This window comes from Rhodococcus spongiicola, assembly GCF_004011835.1.
Classification (GTDB): Bacteria; Actinomycetota; Actinomycetes; order Mycobacteriales; family Mycobacteriaceae; genus Prescottella; species Prescottella spongiicola.
Genome location: NZ_RKLN01000004.1, coordinates 213,275 through 236,152, shown reverse-complemented (window position 1 = coordinate 236,152; position 22,878 = coordinate 213,275). Strand labels below are relative to the sequence as shown.

The following is a 22,878-nucleotide window of genomic DNA, read 5'->3' as shown; positions in this document are numbered from 1 at the left end:
TCAACTCCTCTTGAGTGTGGTAGCGACGAGATGTCCGGAGCCGGCACCGAGGCCGGCCCCCGGGTGGGTCGAGGCGCCGATGTGCCACAGCCCCTTGACGTGGGTGCGGTGTCGGCCCGCATCCGGCAGCGGGCGCCAGAGGAAGCTCTGGTCCAGCTCGGAACTGCCGCCGTACGGGTCGCCGCCGACGGCGTTCACGTTGTAGTCCGCGAGGTCCGCGGGGGAGATCACGTCCACAGCCAGGACGTCGAGTTCGGCGTGCGCGGCGACCCGGTCGATCGCTCGCTGCGCATGCGCCCGGGCCAGCTCCGGAGTCCACCCGGCGCCGTACGGCACCTCCTGCAGCTGCAGCCACAGTGCGCCGGCGCCGGGCGGGACCCGCGACGAATCGAGCAGGAACTGCTGCCCGACCACGACCGTCGGCCGGGAAGGCAGCAGTCCCGCCTCAGCCTCGGCACAGGCGATCCCTGTGCTGGACGAACCGTCCGAAATATGCACCAGTGGAACCTTGTTCAGCCGGGGATCCCGCCACTTCGGCGGCGCGGACAGCGCGACGTGTACCTGCATCTCCCCGCGGCCGTAGCGGTAACGGGAGGCCTGGGTGCGTAGCCGCGATGGGCTCTCGGACAGCAGCGAGCCGTACAGCGCGGTCGGGGTGACCGATGCGAGGACCGCGCGGCGTGCGTCGAAGCGGTGGCCGCCCGCCTCGACGCCCACCGCCCGTCCGCGCTCGACGACGATGCGGTCCACATCGGTGTCGGCGTGCACGTCGACGCCCAGCTCGTCGAACAGTCCGCGAAACGCCTTGATCAAGTTGGCGGACCCGCCCGCGACGACCGGCAGTCCGAAGCCGTGCATAGTCGCCGCGAGAACCGGAAGGAGGAACCCTCCCGAGGCGTGGTCGGGGGAGAGGCCGGCGTGCAGCAGCCACGGCACCCACAGGTGATCCACCTCGGTCCCGGTGAACTCGCGGGCACAGTAGGAGCGTCCCGAGGTCGCGAGTTCGCGTAGCCACTCTTCGGAGCCGCGCCGGCCGTTGCTCTTCAGGAACCGGGCCAGATTCCGGACGAGACCGATGCTGCGCAGCTCGCTGCCCATCATCTCGCCGATCACGGGCGCGCTCCGACCGAACCGCTCGAGGGCGTCCAGATATGCCTGCCCGTCTACGGGGTTGGCGAACCCGGCTGCCGTGGCCTCCGGGTCCCGATAGGCGAGGGTGACCGCCCCGTCCTCGGCAACGCTCGCAGTAACCACGTCGTCGGTGTTGCGGTACTCGAGCCCGTGCCGGGCCAGATCCTCACCCAAGGAGGCATACGCCGGACCCGAAACGAACAGCGGGTGCCAGGACGAGAACGTGTCATGTGTATAGCCGGCGAGCGTGCGCTCACCGCTGGCTATGAAGCCTCCGATGTCCGGATTACGTTCCAGCAGGACGACTTTCCAGCCCGCACGGGCCAGCTCGGCAGCCGCGACCATGCCGTTGATCCCGGATCCCACGATGATGGCGTCGTTCACGATCCTCCCATCGAGTGTGTGTGATCCACGACACTAGGTGGCAGTTGCGCGCCCGACTATCCGGCTAACGCAGCCGGTATCCGATCAACGCCGCAGTGTGTGCGAGGGCGACTCGGCGAACCGTTCCCGGTACTGCACCGAGAACCTGCCGGCGTGCAGGAAGCCCCACCGAACCGCGACGTCGGTGACGGTGACGGAGCCGGGATCGGCGGCAATCAGCTCGGCCCTGACCTTGTTCAGCCGCACCTCGCGCATGAAGTTCATCGGGGTGGTGGCGAAGGCCTTACGGAATCCCTGCTGCAGGGCACGGACGCTGATGCCGACCGCCTCGGCGATGTCGTCGACGGTCAGCGGCTCCGCGGCATGCGCCTCGATCAAGTCGGCCGCCTTTCGTACCAATCGCGGCACGTCCTGCTCCGGAGGCCCCTGCAACACAGCGCTGTAGCTGTTCGGCTGCGCGAGGAGGAACTGGCTCAGCAGTAGTCGCTCCATCTCCCGCATGGCGAGTGGTTCGGCCGGAATCGACCCGCCCGTGTCGAATTCGCGACACAGCAGATCGACAAGGCTTCGCCAGGACCGGATCTTCGGGTCGGTCAGATCCACCCCGAGCTCGAAGTGCAGCCGGGGCCCCGGCGGCTGACCCAAGTTCTGGCGCAGGTGCTGTTCGATGCTCGCCCGGTCGATCCGCACGATCAGTTGGCGATTCCCTGCTGCCCAATGCATTTCGTAGCGAGTGTCCGGCTCGAGCACGGAGGCCAGCGTCGGGCTCGAGGTGATCTCGTCCGACCGGCTGCGAATCTCCGCGGTGCCCTCGAGTGGGATCTGGACGAGATAGCAGTCGTTCAGATCGCGCGGAAGGATCCGCACTTCGCTGCCGTACTCGAGGTAGTACAGCCCGATGCCGCGGGCGCGCGCGGCGTGGAAGCGCACGTCGATATCACCCAGGGACGGAATCAGCCGGTGCGCGCAAAACGCGTCGCCGACAACCGCCCGCGCCTCGTCCACATCGTGCGCGTGAACGAGCTCGAAGCCAGCGAGCGGAACATTCATGTCGCCTCTCTCACTATCGTCACAACTACGCACTATCCCGTGTCGGCGCTATCCGCACAACGGCCGCGCTTGGCGGATAGCACCACGAACACCGCCTCAATAGTGTCCCAGATCACAACCAGTGAAAGGTGGGACATGAACTCAGAGCTATCGGGGCGGACAGCCATCGTCACCGGAGGAGCCACCAAGATCGGCCACGGTGTCGTCGCCGCGTTCTGCGACGCCGGCGCGAAGGTCGTGGTGGCCGACATCGACGAAGCCGGAGCCAAGGAGATCGTCGACGCATACCCGGACAGGACCGCGTTCGTCCGGACCGATATCACCGACGACACCGACATCGCGCGCTGCGTCGCGACGACGCTCGGCACCTTCGGCTCGATCGACATCCTGGTGAACCTCGCCTGCTCCTACGTCGACGACGGCGCCGCATCGACCCGGGCACAGTGGACCACCGCGTTGGACGTCAACCTCGCGAGCGCAGCCCTGTTCGCCGAGGCTGTGCGCCCGCACATGGTCGCCCGCGGCGGTGGTGCGATCGTGAACTTCGGTTCCATCTCAGCCAAGGCAGCGCAGACCGGGCGGTGGCTCTACCCGGCCAGCAAGGCCGCGAACATCCAGCTCACCAGGTCCATGGCGATGGACTACGCACCCGACCGCATCCGGGTCAACTCGGTGAGCCCCGGATGGATCTGGTCCAGGGTGATGGACGAACTCAGCGGTTCGGACCGCGCGAAGACCGACCGAGTGGCCCGGGACTTCCACCTCCTCGGCCGCGTCGGCGAGACCGCCGAGGTGGGCGAGGTGGTCACATTTCTGTGCAGCAACCGGGCCTCCTTCGTCACCGGTGCCGACTGGGCCGTCGACGGCGGGTACTCCGCGATGGGCCCCGAACAGGCCGTTCCTGCCATTCCCAAGCTCGCTGAATAGGAGTTCTCATGCGTAACTTCGTCGTTGTCGGAGCCGGTCAGGCCGGACTGCAACTCGGGATCGGGCTGCTGGACGCAGGCCACGCCGTCACGGTCGTGTCCAATCGGACCCCGGATCAACTGCGCACGGGCAAGGTGATGTCGAGCCAGTGCATGTTCGGCAACGCCCTGTCTCGTGAGCGTGCGCTCGGCCTGAACTTCTGGGACACGGAATGTCCACCCGTCGAGGGTATCTCGTTCACCACGCCGGGCCCGGACGGACAGAAGGCGATCTCCTGGGCCTCCCGGCTGGACGTACCCGCCCAGTCGGTGGATCAGCGAGTCAAGATGCCGCGCTGGATGGCCGAGTTCGAAAGGCGTGGCGGCGCAATCGTGTACGAGGACGCCGGGATCGACGACCTGGAGCGCTACACGAAGAGCGCAGATCTGGTGATCGTCGCGGCCGGCAAGGGCGAGATCGCCCAGATGTTCCCCCGGGACGCCGAGCGTTCGCAGTACGATCGGCCGCAACGCGCCCTCGCGCTCACCTATGTCACCGGCATGACGCCGCGCCCCGACCATTCCGCGGTGACCTTCAACCTGATTCCCGGCGTCGGCGAGTATTTCGCGTTCCCGGCACTCACCACCACCGGGCCCTGCGAGATCATGGTCATGGAGGGCCTCCCCGGGGGACCGATGGACTGCTGGGGCGACATCACCACGCCCGAGGAGCACCTGGCGCGGGCTCGGTGGGTCGTCGAGTCCTTCCTCCCCTGGGAAGCCGAGCGGTGTCAGAACCTGACACTGACCGATGACAACGGGGTCCTGGCCGGCCGCTTCCCGCCCACCGTCCGGCATCCGATAGGTGTGCTTCCTTCCGGCGCAAAGGTTCTGGGCCTGGCAGACGTGGTTGTGCTCAACGACCCCATCACCGGGCAGGGCTCGAACAACGCCAGCAGGTGCGCCACGTCCTACCTGACCAGCATCCTCGATCACGGGGATCGGCCGTTCGACGCGGCGTTCATGCAGTCCACCTTCGAGCGGTACTGGGACTACGCCCAGTACGTCGCGGGCTGGACGAACGCCCTGCTCGCCCCGCCCCCGCCGCACGTGCTGGAAGTGCTCGGCGCGGCCGGCGCCGACCCGCGAATCGCGCGCCGGTTCGTCAACGGGTTCGATGACCCGCGCGACTTCTACCACTGGTTCATGGATCCCGACTCGGCCAACGCGTACCTCGCAGCCTCGCGTGACGCGGCTCTGTCCGTGGTGGTGTGACCATGCGTCGCATAGCGATTGTCGGTGCCGGCCAGTCCGGTGCGCTGCTGGCCCGCAGCCTGCTCCGGGCGGACTACGACGTCACGCTGCTGACCGACCGCACCGCCGAGCAGGTGCGGTCGGGTCCGGTGATGTCCAGCCAGTGCATGTTCGATTCGTCGCTCACGATCGAGCGGGAACTCGAGGCCGACACCTGGGCGAGCGCCTGTCCCCGCATCGAACAGGTGGCGGTGAGCGTCGGGGAAGGGGGCTTCAGCGCCGGCCTGGAGCACTATGCGCAATCGGTGGACCAGCGGGTCAAATGCGCCACCTGGATGGAGGAGTTCGTAGCCGCCGGAGGAAAACTAATTGTCCGCTCGGCATCCGTCGCGGACCTCGAGGAACTCGCGTACAACCACGATCTGGTGGTCGTGTCCACCGGCAAGGGCGACCTCGGGCGGATGTTCGCGCCGGACCGGGAGAAGACCCCCTTCGACCGCCCGCAGCGCGCGCTGGCACTGGCCTACGTCAACGGCCTCGACCCGCACCCTGACGGGGCCGACCTGTCGCTGAACATCGCGCCCGGCGTCGGCGAGTACTTCGTGCTTCCCGCCCTCACCACCACCGGGCCCTGCGAGATCATGGTCATGGAGGGCCTCCCCGGGGGACCGATGGACTGCTGGGACGACGTGCACACCCCGGACGAGCACCTCGCGCGCGCCAAGGAGATTCTCGCGCAGCACTTTCCGCAAGAGCACGCGCGCTGCGCGAACATCAGGCTGACCGACGAGGCCGGGACCCTGCGCGGGCGGTTCACGCCGACCGTTCGGCACCCCGTGGCGATCCTGCCGTCCGGTGTGCCGGTGCTCGGGATGGCCGACGCCGTGGTGCTCAACGACCCGGTCACCGGGCAGGGGTCGAACAACGCCGCGCAGGCCGCCGGCGTGTACTTCGATGCGATCATCGCCCGCGGCGCGGCCGAATTCGATCGGCACTGGATGCAGCGGACGTTCGACAAGTTCTGGCGAGGCTGGGCACAGTGGTCGGTGGCCTGGACCAACAGCATGCTGCGCACACCCGCCCCGCACCTGCTGTGGCTGTTCGAGCAGGCCGAACACGTCCCCGGCGTGGCCGCGGCGATCGCCGAGGCCTTCAACGACCCGCGCACCACACACAACTGGTGGTACGACGCCGACGAGGCGCGGCGGTTCGTGGCGGCCAAGGAACAGTCCGACCGAGGCCAGTTCGACATCCGGGATCTGCGCCGGGCCCTCGGCCAGTACGCCACCGGAGTCACCGTCGTGACCAGTCGAGCGGCGGACGGGCGAAAGATCGGCGTCACCGCGAATTCGTTCACCTCGGTGTCGCTGGACCCGCCGCTGGTGCTGTGGTGCCCGGCCAAGAAGGCGCCGAGTCTGCCCGACCTGATCGACGCCACACACTTCGCCGTCAATGTGCTGGCCGCCGATCAGCACGACCTCTCACGCCAGTTCGCCACGCCGGCCCCGGACAAGTTCGCCGGCATCGCCACCTCGGAGGGATGCGGCGGCGTGCCGCTATTGGAAGACGCCGTCGCCCGCTTCCAGTGCCGCACCGTGCAACGCGTGGATGCCGGAGACCATGTGATCTTCCTCGGCGAGGTGGAGGAGTACGACGCAGCGGGCGGCGAACCCCTGGTGTTCCATTCGGGCGCGTACCGGTTGGCTTCCCGGCATCCGGACTTTCCGGGAACCTGAACTATCCGAAACCGGCGCCGGAAAGACACACAGGGCCCCGCAGACCGAAGTCTGCGGGGCCCTGTGGAGAACGTGGCGTCCGACTAGGCGGCGACGACGTTCAGGTGGAACTTGGCGGCAACCTCGGGGTGGAGGTTGACCACGATCAGGTGCTTGCCGGTGTTCTTGATGTGGGCCTTCGGCAGCTCGAGGTTGCGCTTGTCGACGACCGGGCCGCCGGCAGCCTTGATGGCGCCCGCGACGTCAGTAGCGGTGACGGAACCGAACAGCTTGCCCGCGGCGGAGGTCTTCACCGACAGGGACACGCCCTCGAGACCCTCGATCGCGGCCTTGAGCTCCTTGGCGTGGTCGAGACCGCGGACCGCGCGCGCGTCCTGAGCGCGACGGATGCCCTCGACCTGCTTCTGGGCACCACGGGTGGCAACGATGGCCAGGCCGCGGGGGAGCAGGTAGTTGCGGCCGTAGCCGTCCTTGACCTCCACGGTGTCGCCGGGCGCACCGAGGTTGTCCACGTCAGCGGTGAGGATCAGCTTCATGTCGTCCTCCCTTTCCTTAGCGAGCCGTCGAAACGTAAGGCAGCAGCGCCACCTCACGCGAGTTCTTCACGGCCACCGCGACGTCCCGCTGATGCTGGACACAGTTGCCGGTGACACGGCGTGCGCGGATCTTGCCGCGGTCGCTGACGTACTTACGCAGCAGCGTCGTGTCCTTGTAGTCGATCTGCGTGTTCTTTTCCTTGCAGAACGCGCAGACCTTCTTCTTCATAACCTTTTCGCGCAGCGGCGCCTTCGGCATGTCTTTCCTCGTTTTCTGGATGTTCCGATCGGGTACGGATCAGAACGGCGGTTCGTCGTCGCTGCCTTGGGAGCCTCCGTAGGAACCCGCCTGCGACGCGGTGTTCCACGGATCGTCTCCGCCTTGGCTGTGGCTAGTGGACGCCGGACGTCCGCCGCCGGATCCGCCGGAGGAGCCACCGAAGCCGCCCCCGCCACCACCACGGCTGACCTTGTTGATCTTCGCCGTGGCGTAACGGAGCGACGGGCCGATCTCGTCGACCTCGAGCTCGACGACAGTGCGCTTCTCACCCTCACGGGTTTCGAAGGAGCGCTGCTTGAGCCGTCCACTCACGATCACTCGCGAGCCGCGGGTCAAGCTCTCCGCCACGTTCTCCGCCGCCTCGCGCCAGATGTTGCAACGCAAGAACAGAGCCTCACCGTCTTTCCACTCGTTGGTCTGACGGTCGAAGATGCGAGGCGTGGACGCGACGGTGAAGTTCGCGACCGCTGCACCCGACGGGGTGAAACGAAGCTCGGGATCAGCCGTCAGGTTTCCGATGACGGTGATGACGGTGTCGCCTGCCATGTGGTTCCTCCTGCAGTGTGTGGAGTTCCTGTTGTTCGAGAGCCTAGGTGCTCGCGGGGACAAACAGCTGCCCCGACGCCCGGGCCCGAATCAAACGGGAATCACTTGCCCTGGCGCAGGACCTTCGTGCGGAGCACCGACTCGTTCAGACCGAGCTGACGGTCGAGCTCGTTGACGGTGGCCGGCTCGGCGGTGATGTCGATGACCGCGTAGATGCCTTCGCTGTGCTTCTCGATCTCGTACGCGAGACGCCGCTTACCCCACACATCGACCTTGTCGACATTGCCGCCGTCCTGACGGACGACGTTGAGGAACGTATCCAGCGACGGGGCGACAGTGCGCTCGTCCAGGCTGGGGTCCAGGATGACCATCAATTCGTAATGACGCATAAGACCTCATCACCTCCTATGGACTGTGAAACGGCCACGGACTGTCCGTGGCAGGAGGGTCGTTGCGTCAGCAACCTTTGCAGGCTACACGAGAGCCCTGTGACCTGGGAAATTGATCTCCGGGCCGCTTCTTCGGGTAGTCGACCCGAGAGCTGCGCCAGGAGAACTAGGCTGTCTAGTCCGCCTGTTTCCAGTCTGTCTGTTTCGGCGACATCGCAGTGTCCAAACCAAGTGAGGCCAGTTAGTGACTGAGAATCCGTACCCCGACCAGGAGCCGAACTACGAGCAGCAGGGTTTCCCATCGCCGCCCAACGCCAGTTGCCCGGCGCCGCTCCCGTCCCGACATGTGACCCCGCCGATGGACAACAACCTGTTCCGGGCGATCCTCGCGACGGTCTTGCAAGGCCTTCGAGGACGCCGTCAGAGTGCTCTACTTCGTCCTAATAGTCGCCGCTGGGCCAGCAACCGCCGGCGCGTGATGCGCGAATCCCAGTTGGACCCCGCAACGCCCCAGGCATCAGTGCTGCGCCTCGGCGCACCCGCGGCCGTTGCCGCCGCCTCCACCGCGGTGTGTGGATTCGTCGCCTGGACCGACCCGACGACGCCTGGTGGCGCCATCCCAGTGTGCCCGACGAAAGCACTCCTGGGGATCACCTGCCCAGGGTGCGGCAGTGCCCGCATGCTCTACGCGCTCCTTCACATCGACTTCTCGAGGGCGCTGCGATACAACGCCGTCGGCGTGGCAGCGCTCGCCCTTCTCGTCGAGGCGTATCTCAGGTGGACCTGGGGGCGGCTGCACGGGCGTAGGATTCGCGGCTGGCAGCACCTGTCCTGGGCACCCACGGCCGTACTGACGGTGGCCCTGATCTGGCTCGGAGTGAGGAACATTCCCTTCAAGCCCTTCACGGCGCTGCACGTCTGAGTGCGTCCGGCCACCACGATGCGAGGTGGGCGCAGACCTACCCGGACCTGACGCCTACCCGCGGCCGCAACCACGCCGGCAGCCACCGTGGCGGGGCGTCCTCGGCCTGGTCGAGGACGCCACCGACGGGGTCGTCGATGAACCCGAACCGCACCAGGTCCTCCGAGGGCCGGTAGATCTGCCGAAGCACGAGCACGCACAGGGCGAGGACGGCGAGATCGCGGATCACCACGGTTCCGGTGAACCACTGCTCGGGCAGGCCCTTGTTGCCGACTCCGAGGTAGTACATCATCCGGGGCACCCAGACGAAGGCGTCGATCGTCATCCACGCCAACAGGATCCGGCGGTGGGGCAAGGCCAGCACCGCGAGCGGCACCAGCCACAGCGAGTACTGCGGACTCCACACCTTGTTGGTGAGCAGGAAGCCCGCGACCAGCAGGAAGCACAGCTGCGTCACCCGGGGACGTCGCGGCGCCGTCAGCGCAACGTAGCCGATGCCGACGCAGACCGCGACGAACGCGAGCAGCGACACCGCGTTGAGCACGCTCGGGGACTCGCCGGGAGCGAGCGGCCCGTCGAACCCGGCCCACCCGGTGAACGACGAGATGACGTTGTAGATCGAGTCGGGGTCCGCACCCCGCTCGGAGTTGAGCCGGAAGAACTCCGCCCACCCGCGCGGAAACAGCAGTGCGATAGGAAGATTCACGACCAGCCATGCTGCGATCGCGGCCATCGCAGTATGTGCCCACGCTCGGATCCGACCGGCGCGCAGGCACAGCACGAGCAGTGGACCGAGCAGCAGCAGCGGATACAGCTTGACGGCACCCCCGAGCCCGAGCAGCACTCCCGCGAGCACCGGACGTTTGCGAGCCCACGCCAACAAGCCTCCGGCCGCGAACACCGTGGCGAGCGGGTCGAAGTTGGTGAAAGCGTGCACAACCACCAGCGGTGAGCACGCGATCAACGCGGCGTCCCACACGCGTCGGCCGGCCAGCAGCGCACTGGCCCAGACCGTCACCAGCCACGCCACGGCCAGACCGAAGGCGACGACGTTGAAGTAGATCGCCACCTGCAGGCCGCCGGGCAGCCAAGTCGACGAGTGCCACGCCTTCGCGACCACCATCGAGCCGTACTGGTAGAGGCCGGACAGCACGGGATACTCCATGTACCGCTGCTGCACCGAGCCGTCGGATCGAGGCTCCTCCCACGACTTCTTGTACGGGAAGGCACCCTCGTCCAGGCGCTCGGCGCCATAGAGCGGGACGGTGTCCGAGTAGCACATCGCGACGTACTGACGGTTCCCGCTCCAGTCCAGGCCGAGCGCACCGTTCACGCCGACCGGAGCTTGCTGGATGCAGGCCGCCTTGGAGAACCAACCGAGAATGAGGAACGCCACGGCTAGCAGCAGGATCGCCCGCATCGGGGTGAAGAATCGGCTCCGACCGATCAGCGCGTGCCGTCCGACCGGACCTCCGATGGTCGACGAGAGCCTCGACGTGAGCGGATCGGTGTGTCCAGGCACGTCGCGCCAGTCCGCGGAACGCCGATCGGCGGCGAGAGGTGCCGGGGACACCATCTCGCCGCCGTCTCGGGTTTCCGTACCACCCGTTGTGCTGTCGGCCACTCCGCGAGGCTACCGGGATCGGTTACCCGGCGGGCACGGGCTGGGGCACGGGTTGCCGCTGCGCCTGCGGAACCCCACCGCGCGCCGGGGGCGACGGCTCCGTCGTCGTCAGACTGGGCGACTCGATCGTCGACTCATCGGCGTTCCGTCCCGGAGCGAGACCCGGGATCGGGATCGTCACACCCGGCAGGATCTCCACGTTGCTCGTGGTGATCTCGAGCGGCAGCCCCGGCAACGTCATCTCCGGCGACGGCGGGGGGGTAGTCGTCGTCGGCGGGCCCGTGAACGTCGGAACGCCCGCCTGCCCGCCGATCGCCTCCGGCTTCGGGAACTTCTCGATGGCGGTGCCCTCCAGGGCGCCGTCCATCGTCGCCTTCCAGATGGTCGATGGCAGCCCCGACCCCCACACCATCGCGCCCGAACTGTCCACGAGCGGCTGATTCTGCTCGGTGCCGACCCACACCGCCGTCGACAACGACGGCGTGAATCCGACCATCCACGCGTCCTTGTTGGAACCGGTGTCGCCGAGCTGCGTAGTTCCGGTCTTCGCGGCCGACGCACGTCCACCTGCCAGGTCGTTATTTCGCGAGTACCCGGCGATCGGCTCCATCGCGGCGGTGAGGTTGTCGGCCACCGCGGCATCGATACGGGTCTCACCGGCCGGCGCGCCACGGTCGAGCAGAACCGTGCCGTCGGAGGCTACGACCCTCTCGACGAAGTACGGCTCGTAGTACTCGCCCGACGCCGCGAACGTCGCGTAGGCGGACGCCATGTCGATCGGCCGTGTCTGGTACTGGCCGAGCACGATGCCGTTGTTGGGACCCCGTCCGTCAGGCTCGGTAAGTGTCATGCCCACGCCCGGAATCTCCTCGGCGATACCGGCAAGGTGGGCCATGTCGGCGACGTCGGCCGGACCGTGTTCCAGCTCCAGCTGCATCCGGTACAGGGGGGTATTGAGCGACCGCTTGAGTGCCTCGGCGAGGGTGCACGTCCCGCAGGACACACCCTCACTGTTGTTGATTGTCAGGCCGTTGATGGTCAGCGGCGAGCTGTCGTACATCTGCGACAGCGGGATGCCTTGGTCGAGCGCGGCCGCGACGCCGAAGACCTTGAACGACGATCCGGTCTGCAGGCCGGCCTGCGCGAAGTCGAATCCGGTGCCGTTCTCCCCGCCGTAGTAGGCGCGCACGCCTCCGGTGCGCGGATCGATCGAGACGACCGCGGTCCGCAGCTCGGTCGGCCCGCCTTCCATGTAGGTTTCGACCGCGTCGAGCGCAGCCTGCTGTGCCTGTGGGTCGATCGTGGTGGTGATCTGCAGTCCCGCGGTGTTGAGGTCCTGTTCGCTGATCCCCATCGCCGCCATTTCCTTGAGGACCTGCTGCTTGATCAGGCCCTCCGGGCCGAGACCACCGGAACCGGCGTTGACCTCGGCAAGCGGGACAACTGGCGGGAACTGGATCGCGGCACGGTCGGCGGCACTGAGCGTCTCGCTTTCGACCATGCCGTCGAGAACGTAGTTCCACCGTGCCTGGGCACCCGTCGGGTTGGTCTCAGGCTCCAGCAGCGAAGGCAGCTGGATCACCGCGGCCAGCAACGCTCCCTCGGCGACGGTCAGGTTCTCGACCGGTTTGCCGAAGTAAGCCTCGGACGCGGCCGCTACGCCGTACGCGCCCCGGCCGAAGTAGATGGTGTTCAGGTACGCGGCGAGGATCTCGTCCTTGGACCACTCGCGGGCCATCTTCGACGAGATCACGAGTTCTTTCATCTTGCGGGTAAGGGAGCGTTCCGAACCCACGACAGCGTTCTTGACGTACTGCTGGGTGATCGTCGAACCGCCGCCGGCGCTGTCGCGGCCAAGTACGTTGTCCCGTGCGGCGCGCGCGAAACCGGTCACTGAGAAGCCCGGGTTGCTGTAGAAGTTGCGGTCCTCGGCCGCGAGCACGGCATTGCGGACGTGGACCGGGATCTGGTCGATCGCGACCTCGGTGCGGTTGCCCTGCGGTGGCACGACGCGGGTGATCTCGGTCTCCCCGTCGGACGCGAGGATCGTCGCGACCTGGTTGGTCGTCATGTCACCGGGGCGTGGCACGTCGGTGACGATGTAGGCGATCATCAACGTCAGGATCGGCACGATCAGACCCAAAGCGACGGCCACGTACGCGGTGCGGCGAACAATCTTCCACCGTTTGGAGTTCTTGGACGGCGTCTTCTTGGGTGGCTTCGGCGGCTCACCACCTGAACCACCTCCGGATTTGCGCGCGGTGGGCGGCGGGCCGCCCGGTGGACGACCACCGTTTCCGCGGCCCCCACCCTGGGCAGGACGTGCACCCCCCGAACCGGGGCGCCCCTGAGGAGGCCCTCCCCCCTGCCTAGGAGGGCCCCCCTGCGGCGGGCGACCACCCTGTGGTGGACGACCCTGCGGCGGGCGGCCCTGCGACGAACTCCCTTGCGGCGGACTTCCCTGCGGCGGGCGGCCTTGCGGCGGACGACCACCCTGCGGCGGACGACCAGCGGGCCCCTGCTGCGGCCCCGGGCCGGCGGGCGGCGGCCCGGGGTTGCGGCGGGGAGCCGGGCCGGCGGCCCCACCGACGGGACGGCCGGGCTGCTGCCCGGCCGGTCGTCCACTCTGCTGGGGCCCGTTGGGTCGGCGCGGTCCGTCGGGCCACCCACCCTGGGGGCTGTTGGGGGAAGTCACGTACGAATCTCCAGTAGTCAGGCGACTGTGGGCAGTCCTCGGTTGCGTCGGGCGGTGGGCACAGCTGACGGCGTCCTAACTACTCGATCGCAGTGCGGCGACGTGGCGAACGGCTCGAAGAGGACCTCCTCGATTGCCTGGGCACCGGCACCGCACCGAGAACGTAGGACTGGACCAGATGGTTCCAGCTGCATGTGCGGCACACCTCGACGACGTGAACCGAGAACTCCTCCTCGGTCGCAGCCAGACGAACCAGTTCCTCGGGTGTTCGCGCCGAGCCCGAGACCGAACCCAGCTTCTCGCCGAACACCCAGGACACGAGCGTCAGTTCTTCCTTGCGGCAAATCGGGCACACCACCGAACTGCTGCGGCCGTGGAACTTGGCCGCGCGTAGCAGGTAGGGGCTCGCATCGCACACCTCGCTTACGCCGGTCCGCCCCGAGTAGACCTCGGCGAGCAGAGACCGTCGCTGCAGCGCGTAGTCCACGACCTGCCGCTGTATCCGCACGGACACCAGAGTACGTGCGTTCGACGCCGATCGGGCGGGCCGGGAGGGGCCGCGTGTGGGAGACGACACCCTGTCGAGCGGGCAGCAACCGGCATGGATCGGATGCAGGCGAGCGCCCAACCCCCTGCTCGAAGACCCGGGCTCTTCCTACTGACGACAGCCGGCTTCGGCGGCTCCGTCCTCGGGGTCCTCCACGCCGGTCCACGAGGTCTCGCCCGGCTTCTCGACCCGACCCTGTCTACGTATATATCGGTGCGATATAGTTGGCAGTCGCATCTATCAGTTATGTTCGGGACACTCAGGGGGTGTATGCATGCTCGAGCTGGCGATACTCGGGCTGCTCCTCGAGTCACCCATGCACGGTTACGAGCTGCGCAAGCGGCTGACCGGTCTGCTCGGGGCGTTCCGCGCCTTCTCCTACGGCTCGCTGTATCCGACGCTGCGTCGCATGCAAGCCGATGGACTGATCGTCGAGGGCGCGAGCGAGGACGGCACCGTCAGGCGCCGGGCACGTCGCGTGTACGAGCTGACACCCGCCGGCAAGAAGCGATTCTCCGAGCTGGTGGCGGACACGGGACCTCAGAACTACACGGATGACGGATTCGGCGTGCATCTCGCCTTCTTCAGCCGCACCCCCGCCGAGGCGCGGATGCGAATTCTCGAAGGCAGGCGACGCCAGGTCGAGGAGCGCCGCGAAGGCCTCCGCGCCGCCGTCGGGCGGGCTACCGGATCGTTCGACCGCTACACCCGCCAGCTCCACCAGCTCGGCCTCGAGTCGAGCGAGCGCGAGGTGCGGTGGCTGAACGAGCTCATCGCCGCAGAACAATCATCAACAGCAGCACCCGAGAAAAAAGAAGGAGAACCCGACCATGGGTGACAACAGCACCGCGGTGCGCGTAGCCATTGTGGGCGTGGGCAACTGTGCCTCGTCACTGGTCCAGGGCGTGCAGTACTACAAGGACGCTGACGAGAACTCCACCGTCCCCGGCCTGATGCACGTCAAGTTCGGCCAGTACCACGTCCGTGACGTGCAGTTCGTCGCCGCCTTCGACGTCGATGCAAAGAAGGTCGGGTTCGACCTCTCCGAGGCGATCCTCGCCAGCGAGAACAACACCATGAAGATCACGGACGTCCCGCCGCTGGACGTCCCGGTCCAGCGCGGTCCGACGCTCGATGGCATCGGCAAGTACTACAAGGAGACCATCGAGGTCTCCGACGCCGAGCCTGTCGATGTCGTCAAGTCCCTCAAGGACGCCAAGGTCGACGTCCTCGTGTCCTACCTGCCGGTGGGTTCGGAGGAGGCCGACAAGTTCTACGCGCAGTGCGCAATCGACGCCGGTGTCGCGTTCGTCAATGCACTGCCGGTCTTCATCGCCTCGGACCCGGAGTGGGCCGAGAAGTTCACAGCTGCCGGTGTCCCGATCGTCGGCGACGACATCAAGAGCCAGGTCGGCGCCACCATCACCCACCGCGTGATGGCGAAGCTGTTCGAGGATCGCGGCGTCGTGCTCGACCGCACCTACCAGCTCAATGTGGGCGGCAACATGGACTTCAAGAACATGCTCGAGCGTGAGCGCTTGGAATCCAAGAAGGTGTCGAAGACGCAGGCCGTGACCTCGAACCTCGACGGACCGCTCTCCGGCAAGGTCTACGACCGCAACGTCCACATCGGCCCGTCGGACTACGTCGAGTGGCTCGACGACCGCAAGTGGGCATACGTCCGCCTCGAAGGCCGGGCCTTCGGTGACGCCCCACTGAACCTGGAGTACAAGCTCGAGGTCTGGGACTCCCCGAACTCGGCCGGCATCATCATCGACGCCATCCGCGCCGCGAAGATCGCCAAGGACCGCGGCCTGGGCGGCCCGATCTTGCCGGCCTCCGCGTACCTGATGAAGTCTCCGCCGGTTCAGATGGCCGACGACAAGGCTCGCTCGGAGCTCGAGGCCTTCATCATCGAGGCGTGAGCCTCGCGGTGGCACTGTAGGCGTGAGCCTCGGCGTGACGCTGTAGCTCGCAAAACACAAGTGGCGGTGGGCGAGTCTTCGGACTCGCTCACCGCCACAGGTGTTCTCGGGCAAGGAGATGCCCCCGTAGGAGATGCGCTAGGTCATCTTCGCCACCACGGACAAGGGCAGTACCTTCATCGCCACGGACAGCGGCGCCCACGGCCACGCGGGGACATGAGCCTTGTTCGGCTCCTTCTCGATGGCCGCAGTCAGTGCACGGCAACCGGTTTCGGTGTCGACGATGAACGGCACGTTCTTGACCTTCTCGTTGATCTCCGAGCGGATGAAGCCGGGGAAGATAGTGCTGACGCGGATATCAGTGTTCGCCAGGTCTGCACGCATACCTTCGCCGAGCGCCCCGACTCCGGCCTTGGACGCCGCATAGGTCGTGAGATTCCGGGGCATGCCGCGCATCGCACTCATCGACGAGATCAACACGACATGGCCGGCGTTCCGGGGTCGGAACAGCTCGAGCGCCGCCTCGCTCTGGGCGAGTGCCCCCAGGAAGTTGGTGCGCGCCGTCTGCACGTTGGCGTGAAAGTAGCCGGTGCCCAACGGCTGCCCCTTGCCGAGACCCGCGTTGACGATCACCCGGTCCAGGCCACCGAGTTCCTCGTCGAGTTCGGTGAACGCGCGAAAGACCTCGTCGTGCACGTCGACGTCGAGCTTGCGGATCGCGACCTTGATCTGCGGGTACGCGGCCAGCAGTTCGTCACGCAGTTCCTCGAGCCGCTCGGTGCGCCTGGCCGCCAGCGCGAGATTTCTTCCGCGTGAGGCGAATTCGCGTGCCATGCCGCGTCCGAGTCCCGAGCTGGCGCCCGTGATGAGAATGTTCTTGCGGGTCGTGCGCTTGCTCACGCGTCACCCTCCGTGTTGGTGTCGAGGCCGTCGATCAGCTGGTTGCAGCGGGTGTCCAGGTATCCCACGGCGACCCAGAAGTGTTCGAAGGCCGGGTTGGTGGTCTGGCCATGGTGGAACCGGTAGTAGATCTGCTGCGCGATCACCGCGAGCCGGAACAGCCCGAACACTTCGTAGAAGCGCCAGTTGTCGATCGGCAGTCCCGTGCGTTGACCGTAGTACTCGACGATCTCGCGGCGGGTGAGCATTCCCGGCAGGTCCGTGGGCTGTCGCTTGGTGGCCTGCATCATCGGGTGATCGTCGGCCTCCACCCAGTAGGCCAGGCTCGACCCCAGATCCATGAGCGGGTCACCGATCGTCGCCAGCTCCCAGTCCAGGACCGCACGCGGCTGCAGGTCGTCACCGAGGACGACATTGTCGAGCCGGAAGTCGCCGTGAATCACCGCGGACGCGACATCGGCCGGCTGATTGTCGGCGAGCCAGGCCGTCACCCGCGCGAAGTCGGGGACGTTGTCGGTCCGGGCGGCGGCATAGCGCTTCGTCCACCCCGACACCTGTCGGGCGACATAGCCTGTGCCACGGCCGAACTCGTCGAGTCCGGATGATGCCGGGTCGACACCGTGCAGTTCGATGAGCAGGTCGACCACCCGCAGGCACAGTTCCCGCGTGTTCTCGGGGGTGAGGCCGAGTTCGGCCGGGGGAGCAGAGCGCAGAATGGTGCCCTCGACACGTTCCATGACGTAGAAGTCACTGCCCAGCACCGACGGATCGGTGCACAGTCCCACCATCTTCGGCACGTGCGGGTACACCGGTCCGAGCAGCGACTGGATCCGGTACTCGCGGACCATGTCGTGCCCGGACGACGGCTTGGCTCCGGCCGGCGGTCGGCGCAGCACGAGGTCGCGATCGGGATAGCGCAACAGGTAGGTCAGGTTCGATGCACCCCCGGCGAACTGGCGGACCTCGGGGGTTGCGGTCAGGTCGCCAGACCCGTTCTCGCGCAGCCAGTTCGCTACTGCCTCGACATCGAAGGCGTCCTCGTCGCGGACGGTACGGGCATTGTCCGGCATGTTCGAAGTCACTGGTACTTGCCCAACTCGAAGCGAGCCACCAGCCCCTGGTGCACCTCATCGGGGCCGTCCGCGAGCCGTATCGCCCGCGCCGACGTCCACGCGCCGGCGAGCGGGAAGTCGTCGGAGAGGCCACCGCCACCGTGGATCTGCATCGCGAAGTCGATCACCTGCTGCGCCACCCGAGGTGCGGCGACCTTGATCTCCGATACCGCCGAGCGCGCCCCGGCGATGCCCTGCGTGTCGAGCAGCCAGGCGGTGTTGAGCACCAGCAACCGCAACTGGTTGATCGCGATGCGGGCGTCGGCGATGCGTTCGCGATTGCCGCCGAGGTTGATCAGCGGCTTGCCGAACGCGACGCGCTCGGTGCCGCGGCGGATCGCGAGTTCGAGCGCGGACTCGGCGAGACCGACCAAACGCATGCAGTGGTGCACGCGGCCGGGACCGAGTCGGCCCTGGGCGATCTCGAATCCCCGTCCGGGACCGGCGATGATCGCGTCGAGAGGTAACCGCACGTTCGTGAACGACACCTCGCCGTGGCCAAAGGGCTCGTCGTAGAAGCCCATTGTCGAGAGCATTCGCTCGACCTTGACACCGGGTGTGTCCATCGGCACGAGAACCATCGAATGTCTCTGGTACTTGTGTGCTTCCGGATCGGTGAGGCCCATGAAGATGAGGACCTTGCAGTCCGGGCTGCCGACGCCGGTGCTCCACCACTTTCGGCCGTTCAGCACCACCTCGTTACCCTCGACGACTGCGGTCGCCGCCATGTTGGTGGCGTCGGACGACGCGACGTCGGGCTCGGTCATGCAGAACGCGGAGCGGATCTCGCCGTCGAGCAGCGGGCGCAGCCAACGCTCCTTTTGCTCGGTGCTGCCGTAGTGGTAGAGCACCTCCATGTTGCCGGTATCGGGGGCGTTGCAGTTGAAGACCACGGGCGCGAGCGGGGAGCGACCCATCTCCTCGGCGAGCGGCGCGTACTCGACGTTGCTCAGGCCGGCACCGAGTTCGGCGTCGGGCAGGAAGAGGTTCCACAGTCCCTCCGCCCGAGCCTTGGACTGGAGCTGCCGGAACTCCTCGGGCACTTGCCACATCGCGGCGCCGGGGACGTCGGAACGCTGCGCGAACGGCTTCACCCGCTCGGCGTGCAGACGCGCCTCGACGGGGGCGACCTCGGTCGCAATGAACGCACGTAACCGGTCGAGGTACTCCCTCGACCGCGCGCTTTGGGCGAAATCCATGCCTTCCTCCATGACGTCGCAACTAACTAAGCATTGCTCAGTTAACCTAAACGTAGACTTGCCCGGCAATCAAGATCCTGGACGGTGCCATCCCGTGTCGACCGAAACCTCACCACCCGGAACAGCCGCCACCCGGCGCCGGCTACCAGCGGAAGAGCGCAAGCGGCAACTCGTCGCGATCGGCCTGCAGGAGCTCGCGACCCGGCCCATCCACGCGTTGTCCATCGACCGGGTGGCCCAGAAGGCAGGGATATCCCGCGGATTGCTGTTCCGGTACTTCCCGACCAAGCAGGACTACTACGTTGCCGTCGTGGGCGCGGCGGGCCGGCGCCTGCTCCGTGCTGCGAAAGCGGACCCCGACGACGCATCCGGCGAGCCGCTGCGGGCCGTTGTCCGCGCGTTCGTCTCCTTCATCGACCGGCACGGCGCGAACTACCAGTCGTTCTTCCACGGCGGCTTCGGCGCCGATTCGCAGATCCGCGAGATCCGCACGAACCTGCAGAACACCATGGTCGAGCGCACCCTCGACGCCACCGGCGCCGAGTCGTCGCCCGCGAACCGTTTGCTGCTGCGCGCATGGTGGTCGATGGTCGAGAGCCTCGCCATCGACCGCACCGTGGATCCCGTCTTCACCGTCGACGACGTCGTCGACCGTGCGATCGAGGCACTGCCGATCCCGCACGGACGTTGACGCCCGCCGGGGCGCGGTCACATCCCGCCTTCGAGCTGTACGCCCGCGAGCTCAGGCGCCGACGTGGTTCAGGACGAGGTCGTGGATGTCGCGGCTGCGCAGGATGCCGGCCTCGAACGGGTCGGCGAGCGGACCGTCCACACTGCCGCTGAGAATCAGCGGCACCGGCTGCTCGTGGCGGCCGCCGTGTGACCGGAGGGGCCCGTGCAGCTGGGTCAGATCGTGGTCGGCAGCCGCACTTCCGAGCGCGGTGTCGGCGGAGGCCGTCACCGCCAAGTCGCCGATCCGGTCGCGGGGCAGTTCGTACACGGTCGCGGCCTGCTCACGGTCCCAGATCTCCTCCACACCGGGCAGTGCACTCAGTACCCGGCGAGCGGGTTCGCGGTGCTCGGCGGACAAATGAAGCCAGGCGAACGAGCCAAGGGCGCCATGGTGTTTCACGTACGGATCGGTGATCGGCAGCACCACCCCCTCGACCGGGATGCCGGCGGCCTCGAGCACGTCCTTCAGGTAGTGGACGCGCGGCTCGCCGTTCTCGTCGTGCTTCGCGTTCATGCCGTGGTCGGCGGTGACGGCCATCGTGCAGCCGGCGTCGAGGTACTCGCCGAGCAGCGCATCGAACTCGGTGAAGAACAGGTCGGAGACGTCCTCGCCGGGCGCGTGAGCGTGCTGGACACGGTCGGTCAGCGACACGTACAGCAGCCGGATCTGCGGGGCGGCACGCAGCGCACTCAGGCCGATACGCATGGCGTAGTGGCTGGCCAGCGGGTCGTAGACCCCGGGTGCCGGCTCGCCGACGAGTTCCTCGACCGACTCGATGCCGTACTCGGGGATGCCCGCCCCGGCTGCCCGCTCGACACTGACGCTGGGCACGCCGCCGTTACCTAGCAGCTGGCGCAGCTTGTCCTTGGTCGTCACCATCAGGGTCGGCACGCCGGCCTCTTCGAACCGCGCGTGGATGCTGGGTGCGCGCAGGTACTTGGCATCGTTGAGGAGCACGAGCCCGTCCTCGGGGGTCCGGCAGTAGTTGCCGGGAATCCCGTGGATGGCGGGCGGCACACCGGTGACGATCGAGATGTTGTTGGGGTTGGTCAAGCTCGGGACCTCGGAGGCCCCCACGCTGAATACACCGCCCTCGTCGAGCATCCGCTGCAGACGGGGCATGATGCCCCGCTCGAGTCCGTCGTAAAAATAGCTGGGGTCGCCGCCGTCGACGGTGATCACGACGACGGCATGAGCCGGCACTCGATATGCGCGGTTGTTCGCGGTGACGACGGTCATTCCACACCTTCCTTTTCTCGAACGCCTTCCTTTTCTCGAACGTGTCCATCTCGAACGTGCCCAAGGAAGAGTTCTTCTATGAGGGTCAGCGGCCGCTCTGACAGCCGGACCAGGTTGATCGGGCGAGTGGGCGGGGCCGGCTCGAGGCGAATCTCGGAGATGCGACCCAGCTCGTGTGCGTCCGCGGCGCAACTTCGGGGGAGACAGGAGATGCCGAGGCCGTGCGCGACCGCGCCGATGATGGCCTCGTTGCTCGCGATGGTGCTGGTGTGGGCACGCGGGATACGCCACTTCTCCAGCAGGGCAACCTGATATCGGCGGCTCGCCGACCCTTCCTCACGGAGGAGAATGCGGCTGCCGCACAGCTCGTGAGGGCTGGCCTGACATCCAGCGAGTGGGTGGTCACTGGCAACGATCATGGTCTGCGGTTCGCTGCCCACTCGAGTCGCTTCCAGCGACGGCCTGTCGGTCTCGGCGGCGATGACGGCGAGCGGCAGTCGCCCATCGGTGACTGCCCGCACCACCCCGGCCGAGTTGTCGACGTGCAGATCGATCTCGACACCTGGGTACCTGCCCGCGAACGACGTCAGCAGTCGCGGCAGGACCTGCTGTGTCACTGTGGCCGTGCCGCCCACCTCCAGCACTCCCGAAACGGGGGCACTGCGCAGTCGCGTCACCCGGTCGGCTGCCTCTTCGGCGAGCGAGAGCAGCTTGCGGGCATGGTCGATGAGGGCTTTTCCCGCATCGGTGGGCCGGGCGGCACGTCCGGATCGGTCGACGAGGACCACGCCCAGTTCGCGTTCGAGTAGTTGCAGATTGCTCGACACGGTCGACTGCGCGATGCCGAGCGCTCGGGCGGCGGCGGAGAGCCCCCCGTGCTCGACGACCGCGACGAATGTCTCGAGCCGCTGGAGGCTGAGTTTGGGGGCCATCAAATGACCCGTGCGCGGATGCGAGACGAGATGAAGTCGATCGTCGCGACCGTGACGATGATGATGATGAGGATCGCCGAGACCTTGTGATACTGGAACAGCCTCATCGACACCGACAACTCGAAGCCGAGCCCACCGGCACCGACCATGCCGAGGACGAATGCGTGGCGCACATTCGATTCGAGACGGTAGAGGCTGTAGGTGATCACCTCGGGAAGGATCTGCGGTATGACGGACCAGCGCAGGGTCGTGAACAACCCGGCGCCCGTCGACTCGAGTGCCTCGCGCGGGCCCGGATCGATGTTCTCGACTGCCTCGGCGTAGAGCTTGCTCAGCTCGCCGCACGAGTACACGGTCAGCGCGAGCACGCCGGGGAAAGGTCCGAGACCCACGGCCGCGACGAAGATGAGCGCCCAGATCAAGTCGGGCAGCGAGCGCTGGATACTCAAGATCGTCCGCGATACGGCATAGACCAGCGGGTTGTGACCGAGCAGGTTCCTCGCCGCGCCGAGCGCCAGGAAGAAGCTGATGAACATCGCCAGCAGGGTGCCCCAGAGCGCCACCGCCACCGTCGTGAGTATCGCGTCCCACAGACCGGGGATGACCGTCAGGTCGGGTGGGAACATCCGCAGGAGGAACTCGACCAGGCGCGGGATGCCCTCTATGAACCGTTGGGGGCTCAGGCCGAGGTCACTGGCACTCCATCCCAGGAAGGCGAGCACTGCCAGCACGACGACGATGTTCCGGGCCCACAAGAGGTTGCGTCGCCCACTCGACTCGAGCTGCGGGGAAGGAGGCTTCGGCGCGGCGGTCGGGGAGGCCTTGTGGTCCACCGACAT

22 protein-coding genes are annotated in these 22,878 nt (G+C 67.0%); 7 read left to right on the top strand and 15 right to left on the bottom strand.

Translation table 11 applies throughout. The annotated features are described in order from the left end of the window. Positions 1-1,515: a phytoene desaturase family protein gene (locus EF834_RS12515; protein ID WP_235871150.1), complete on the bottom strand. Its 1,515-nt coding sequence runs from the start codon at positions 1,513-1,515 to the stop codon at positions 1-3. 84 nt (positions 1,516-1,599) lie between these two features. Beyond that, positions 1,600-2,565 carry an AraC family transcriptional regulator gene (locus EF834_RS12510; RefSeq protein ID WP_127947548.1) on the bottom strand — a complete coding sequence of 322 codons (966 nt, stop codon included), beginning with the start codon at positions 2,563-2,565 and terminating at the stop codon, positions 1,600-1,602. A gap of 135 nt (positions 2,566-2,700) precedes the next feature. Here EF834_RS12510 and EF834_RS12505 point away from each other — a divergent pair, with 135 nt between their 5' ends. Genes EF834_RS12505 through EF834_RS12495 form a run of 3 tightly spaced genes read left to right on the top strand, consistent with a single transcriptional unit; the run spans position 2,701 to position 6,460 of the window. Beyond that, positions 2,701-3,492: an SDR family oxidoreductase gene (locus EF834_RS12505; protein WP_127947547.1), complete on the top strand. Its 792-nt coding sequence runs from the start codon at positions 2,701-2,703 to the stop codon at positions 3,490-3,492. 8 nt (positions 3,493-3,500) lie between these two features. Then, positions 3,501-4,745, top strand: coding sequence for a styrene monooxygenase/indole monooxygenase family protein (locus tag EF834_RS12500; RefSeq protein WP_127947546.1), 1,245 nt, complete (start codon positions 3,501-3,503; stop codon positions 4,743-4,745). A 2-nt stretch (positions 4,746-4,747) separates the two neighbouring features. Next, a complete protein-coding gene (locus EF834_RS12495) occupies positions 4,748-6,460 on the top strand; it encodes a flavin reductase (protein ID WP_127947545.1) in 1,713 nt (570 codons plus the stop codon). An 83-nt stretch (positions 6,461-6,543) separates the two neighbouring features. On the opposite strand, the gene rplI is transcribed toward EF834_RS12495, so the two are convergent. The 4 genes from rplI to rpsF form a co-directional block, all read right to left on the bottom strand. Continuing rightward, complete coding sequence (rplI, locus tag EF834_RS12490) at positions 6,544-6,996, bottom strand: 50S ribosomal protein L9 (RefSeq protein WP_127947544.1); 453 nt, start codon at positions 6,994-6,996, stop codon at positions 6,544-6,546. Positions 6,997-7,012: 16 nt separating this feature from the next. Further along, entirely contained in the window at positions 7,013-7,255 is a 243-nt protein-coding gene (gene rpsR, locus EF834_RS12485; RefSeq protein ID WP_127947543.1) for a 30S ribosomal protein S18, read from the bottom strand. 39 nt (positions 7,256-7,294) lie between these two features. Further along, complete coding sequence (locus EF834_RS12480; protein WP_127947542.1) at positions 7,295-7,822, bottom strand: single-stranded DNA-binding protein; 528 nt, start codon at positions 7,820-7,822, stop codon at positions 7,295-7,297. Between the two features lie 101 nt (positions 7,823-7,923). Then, entirely contained in the window at positions 7,924-8,211 is a 288-nt protein-coding gene (gene rpsF / locus EF834_RS12475) for a 30S ribosomal protein S6 (RefSeq protein ID WP_127947541.1), read from the bottom strand. 478 nt (positions 8,212-8,689) lie between these two features. On the opposite strand from rpsF, the gene EF834_RS12465 reads away from it, so the two are divergent. Beyond that, positions 8,690-9,133 (top strand): DUF2752 domain-containing protein, encoded by a 444-nt coding sequence (locus EF834_RS12465; RefSeq protein WP_127947723.1) that lies wholly within the window; start codon positions 8,690-8,692, stop codon positions 9,131-9,133. A 37-nt stretch (positions 9,134-9,170) separates the two neighbouring features. Here EF834_RS12465 and EF834_RS12460 read toward each other — a convergent pair whose 3' ends face one another. The 3 genes from EF834_RS12460 to EF834_RS12450 form a co-directional block, all read right to left on the bottom strand. Then, entirely contained in the window at positions 9,171-10,709 is a 1,539-nt protein-coding gene (locus tag EF834_RS12460) for a glycosyltransferase family 87 protein (RefSeq protein WP_127947721.1), read from the bottom strand. Between the two features lie 70 nt (positions 10,710-10,779). Continuing rightward, entirely contained in the window at positions 10,780-12,888 is a 2,109-nt protein-coding gene (locus tag EF834_RS12455) for a transglycosylase domain-containing protein (protein WP_408014505.1), read from the bottom strand. 643 nt (positions 12,889-13,531) lie between these two features. Then, positions 13,532-13,960, bottom strand: coding sequence for a DUF5318 domain-containing protein (locus EF834_RS12450; RefSeq protein ID WP_206615263.1), 429 nt, complete (start codon positions 13,958-13,960; stop codon positions 13,532-13,534). A gap of 313 nt (positions 13,961-14,273) precedes the next feature. Here EF834_RS12450 and EF834_RS12445 point away from each other — a divergent pair, with 313 nt between their 5' ends. Together EF834_RS12445 and EF834_RS12440 are read left to right on the top strand one after the other, a co-directional pair. Then, positions 14,274-14,837 (top strand): PadR family transcriptional regulator, encoded by a 564-nt coding sequence (locus tag EF834_RS12445; protein ID WP_127947540.1) that lies wholly within the window; start codon positions 14,274-14,276, stop codon positions 14,835-14,837. Beyond that, on the top strand, positions 14,830-15,924 hold the full coding sequence (locus EF834_RS12440) for an inositol-3-phosphate synthase (RefSeq protein WP_127947539.1): 1,095 nt from the start codon (positions 14,830-14,832) through the stop codon (positions 15,922-15,924). Before EF834_RS12445 ends, EF834_RS12440 begins: the two co-directional genes overlap by 8 nt. A gap of 138 nt (positions 15,925-16,062) precedes the next feature. On the opposite strand, the gene EF834_RS12435 is transcribed toward EF834_RS12440, so the two are convergent. Genes EF834_RS12435 through EF834_RS12425 form a run of 3 tightly spaced genes read right to left on the bottom strand, consistent with a single transcriptional unit; the run spans position 16,063 to position 19,135 of the window. Beyond that, a complete protein-coding gene (locus EF834_RS12435; RefSeq protein ID WP_127947538.1) occupies positions 16,063-16,824 on the bottom strand; it encodes an SDR family oxidoreductase in 762 nt (253 codons plus the stop codon). After that, positions 16,821-17,894 (bottom strand): phosphotransferase family protein, encoded by a 1,074-nt coding sequence (locus tag EF834_RS12430; protein ID WP_127947719.1) that lies wholly within the window; start codon positions 17,892-17,894, stop codon positions 16,821-16,823. The genes EF834_RS12435 and EF834_RS12430 overlap by 4 nt, the downstream gene beginning before the upstream one ends. An 8-nt stretch (positions 17,895-17,902) precedes the next feature. Continuing rightward, entirely contained in the window at positions 17,903-19,135 is a 1,233-nt protein-coding gene (locus tag EF834_RS12425) for an acyl-CoA dehydrogenase family protein (RefSeq protein WP_127947537.1), read from the bottom strand. Positions 19,136-19,229: 94 nt separating this feature from the next. On the opposite strand from EF834_RS12425, the gene EF834_RS12420 reads away from it, so the two are divergent. After that, positions 19,230-19,826, top strand: a complete 597-nt coding sequence (locus EF834_RS12420) for a TetR/AcrR family transcriptional regulator (RefSeq protein ID WP_235871149.1) — start codon at positions 19,230-19,232, stop codon at positions 19,824-19,826. A 51-nt stretch (positions 19,827-19,877) separates the two neighbouring features. Here the strand turns inward: EF834_RS12420 and EF834_RS12415 are convergent, their stop codons facing one another. From EF834_RS12415 to phnE, 3 genes are read right to left on the bottom strand one after another with little or no spacing between them, the layout of a single operon-like run. Beyond that, positions 19,878-21,107 carry an alkaline phosphatase family protein gene (locus EF834_RS12415; RefSeq protein ID WP_127947536.1) on the bottom strand — a complete coding sequence of 410 codons (1,230 nt, stop codon included), beginning with the start codon at positions 21,105-21,107 and terminating at the stop codon, positions 19,878-19,880. Continuing rightward, on the bottom strand, positions 21,104-22,039 hold the full coding sequence (locus EF834_RS12410) for a LysR family transcriptional regulator (protein ID WP_127947535.1): 936 nt from the start codon (positions 22,037-22,039) through the stop codon (positions 21,104-21,106). The genes EF834_RS12415 and EF834_RS12410 overlap by 4 nt, the downstream gene beginning before the upstream one ends. Further along, complete coding sequence (gene phnE, locus EF834_RS12405) at positions 22,039-22,878, bottom strand: phosphonate ABC transporter, permease protein PhnE (protein ID WP_127947534.1); 840 nt, start codon at positions 22,876-22,878, stop codon at positions 22,039-22,041. Before phnE ends, EF834_RS12410 begins: the two co-directional genes overlap by 1 nt.

Excerpts from the sequence above, each read along its gene's own strand:
- EF834_RS12510 (WP_127947548.1), bottom strand. The coding sequence starts at position 2,565 with ATGAATGTTCCGCTCGCTGGCTTCGAGCTCGTTCACGCGCACGATGTG.
- EF834_RS12505 (WP_127947547.1), top strand. The coding sequence starts at position 2,701 with ATGAACTCAGAGCTATCGGGGCGGACAGCCATCGTCACCGGAGGAGCC.
- EF834_RS12500 (WP_127947546.1), top strand. The coding sequence starts at position 3,501 with ATGCGTAACTTCGTCGTTGTCGGAGCCGGTCAGGCCGGACTGCAACTC.
- EF834_RS12495 (WP_127947545.1), top strand. The coding sequence starts at position 4,748 with ATGCGTCGCATAGCGATTGTCGGTGCCGGCCAGTCCGGTGCGCTGCTG.
- rplI (WP_127947544.1), bottom strand. The coding sequence starts at position 6,996 with ATGAAGCTGATCCTCACCGCTGACGTGGACAACCTCGGTGCGCCCGGC.
- rpsR (WP_127947543.1), bottom strand. The coding sequence starts at position 7,255 with ATGCCGAAGGCGCCGCTGCGCGAAAAGGTTATGAAGAAGAAGGTCTGC.
- EF834_RS12480 (WP_127947542.1), bottom strand. The coding sequence starts at position 7,822 with ATGGCAGGCGACACCGTCATCACCGTCATCGGAAACCTGACGGCTGAT.
- rpsF (WP_127947541.1), bottom strand. The coding sequence starts at position 8,211 with ATGCGTCATTACGAATTGATGGTCATCCTGGACCCCAGCCTGGACGAG.
- EF834_RS12465 (WP_127947723.1), top strand. The coding sequence starts at position 8,690 with ATGCGCGAATCCCAGTTGGACCCCGCAACGCCCCAGGCATCAGTGCTG.
- EF834_RS12460 (WP_127947721.1), bottom strand. The coding sequence starts at position 10,709 with ATGGTGTCCCCGGCACCTCTCGCCGCCGATCGGCGTTCCGCGGACTGG.
- EF834_RS12445 (WP_127947540.1), top strand. The coding sequence starts at position 14,274 with ATGCTCGAGCTGGCGATACTCGGGCTGCTCCTCGAGTCACCCATGCAC.
- EF834_RS12440 (WP_127947539.1), top strand. The coding sequence starts at position 14,830 with ATGGGTGACAACAGCACCGCGGTGCGCGTAGCCATTGTGGGCGTGGGC.
- EF834_RS12430 (WP_127947719.1), bottom strand. The coding sequence starts at position 17,894 with ATGCCGGACAATGCCCGTACCGTCCGCGACGAGGACGCCTTCGATGTC.
- EF834_RS12425 (WP_127947537.1), bottom strand. The coding sequence starts at position 19,135 with ATGGATTTCGCCCAAAGCGCGCGGTCGAGGGAGTACCTCGACCGGTTA.
- EF834_RS12415 (WP_127947536.1), bottom strand. The coding sequence starts at position 21,107 with ATGACCGTCGTCACCGCGAACAACCGCGCATATCGAGTGCCGGCTCAT.
- EF834_RS12410 (WP_127947535.1), bottom strand. The coding sequence starts at position 22,039 with ATGGCCCCCAAACTCAGCCTCCAGCGGCTCGAGACATTCGTCGCGGTC.
- phnE (WP_127947534.1), bottom strand. The coding sequence starts at position 22,878 with ATGTCGGTGGACCACAAGGCCTCCCCGACCGCCGCGCCGAAGCCTCCT.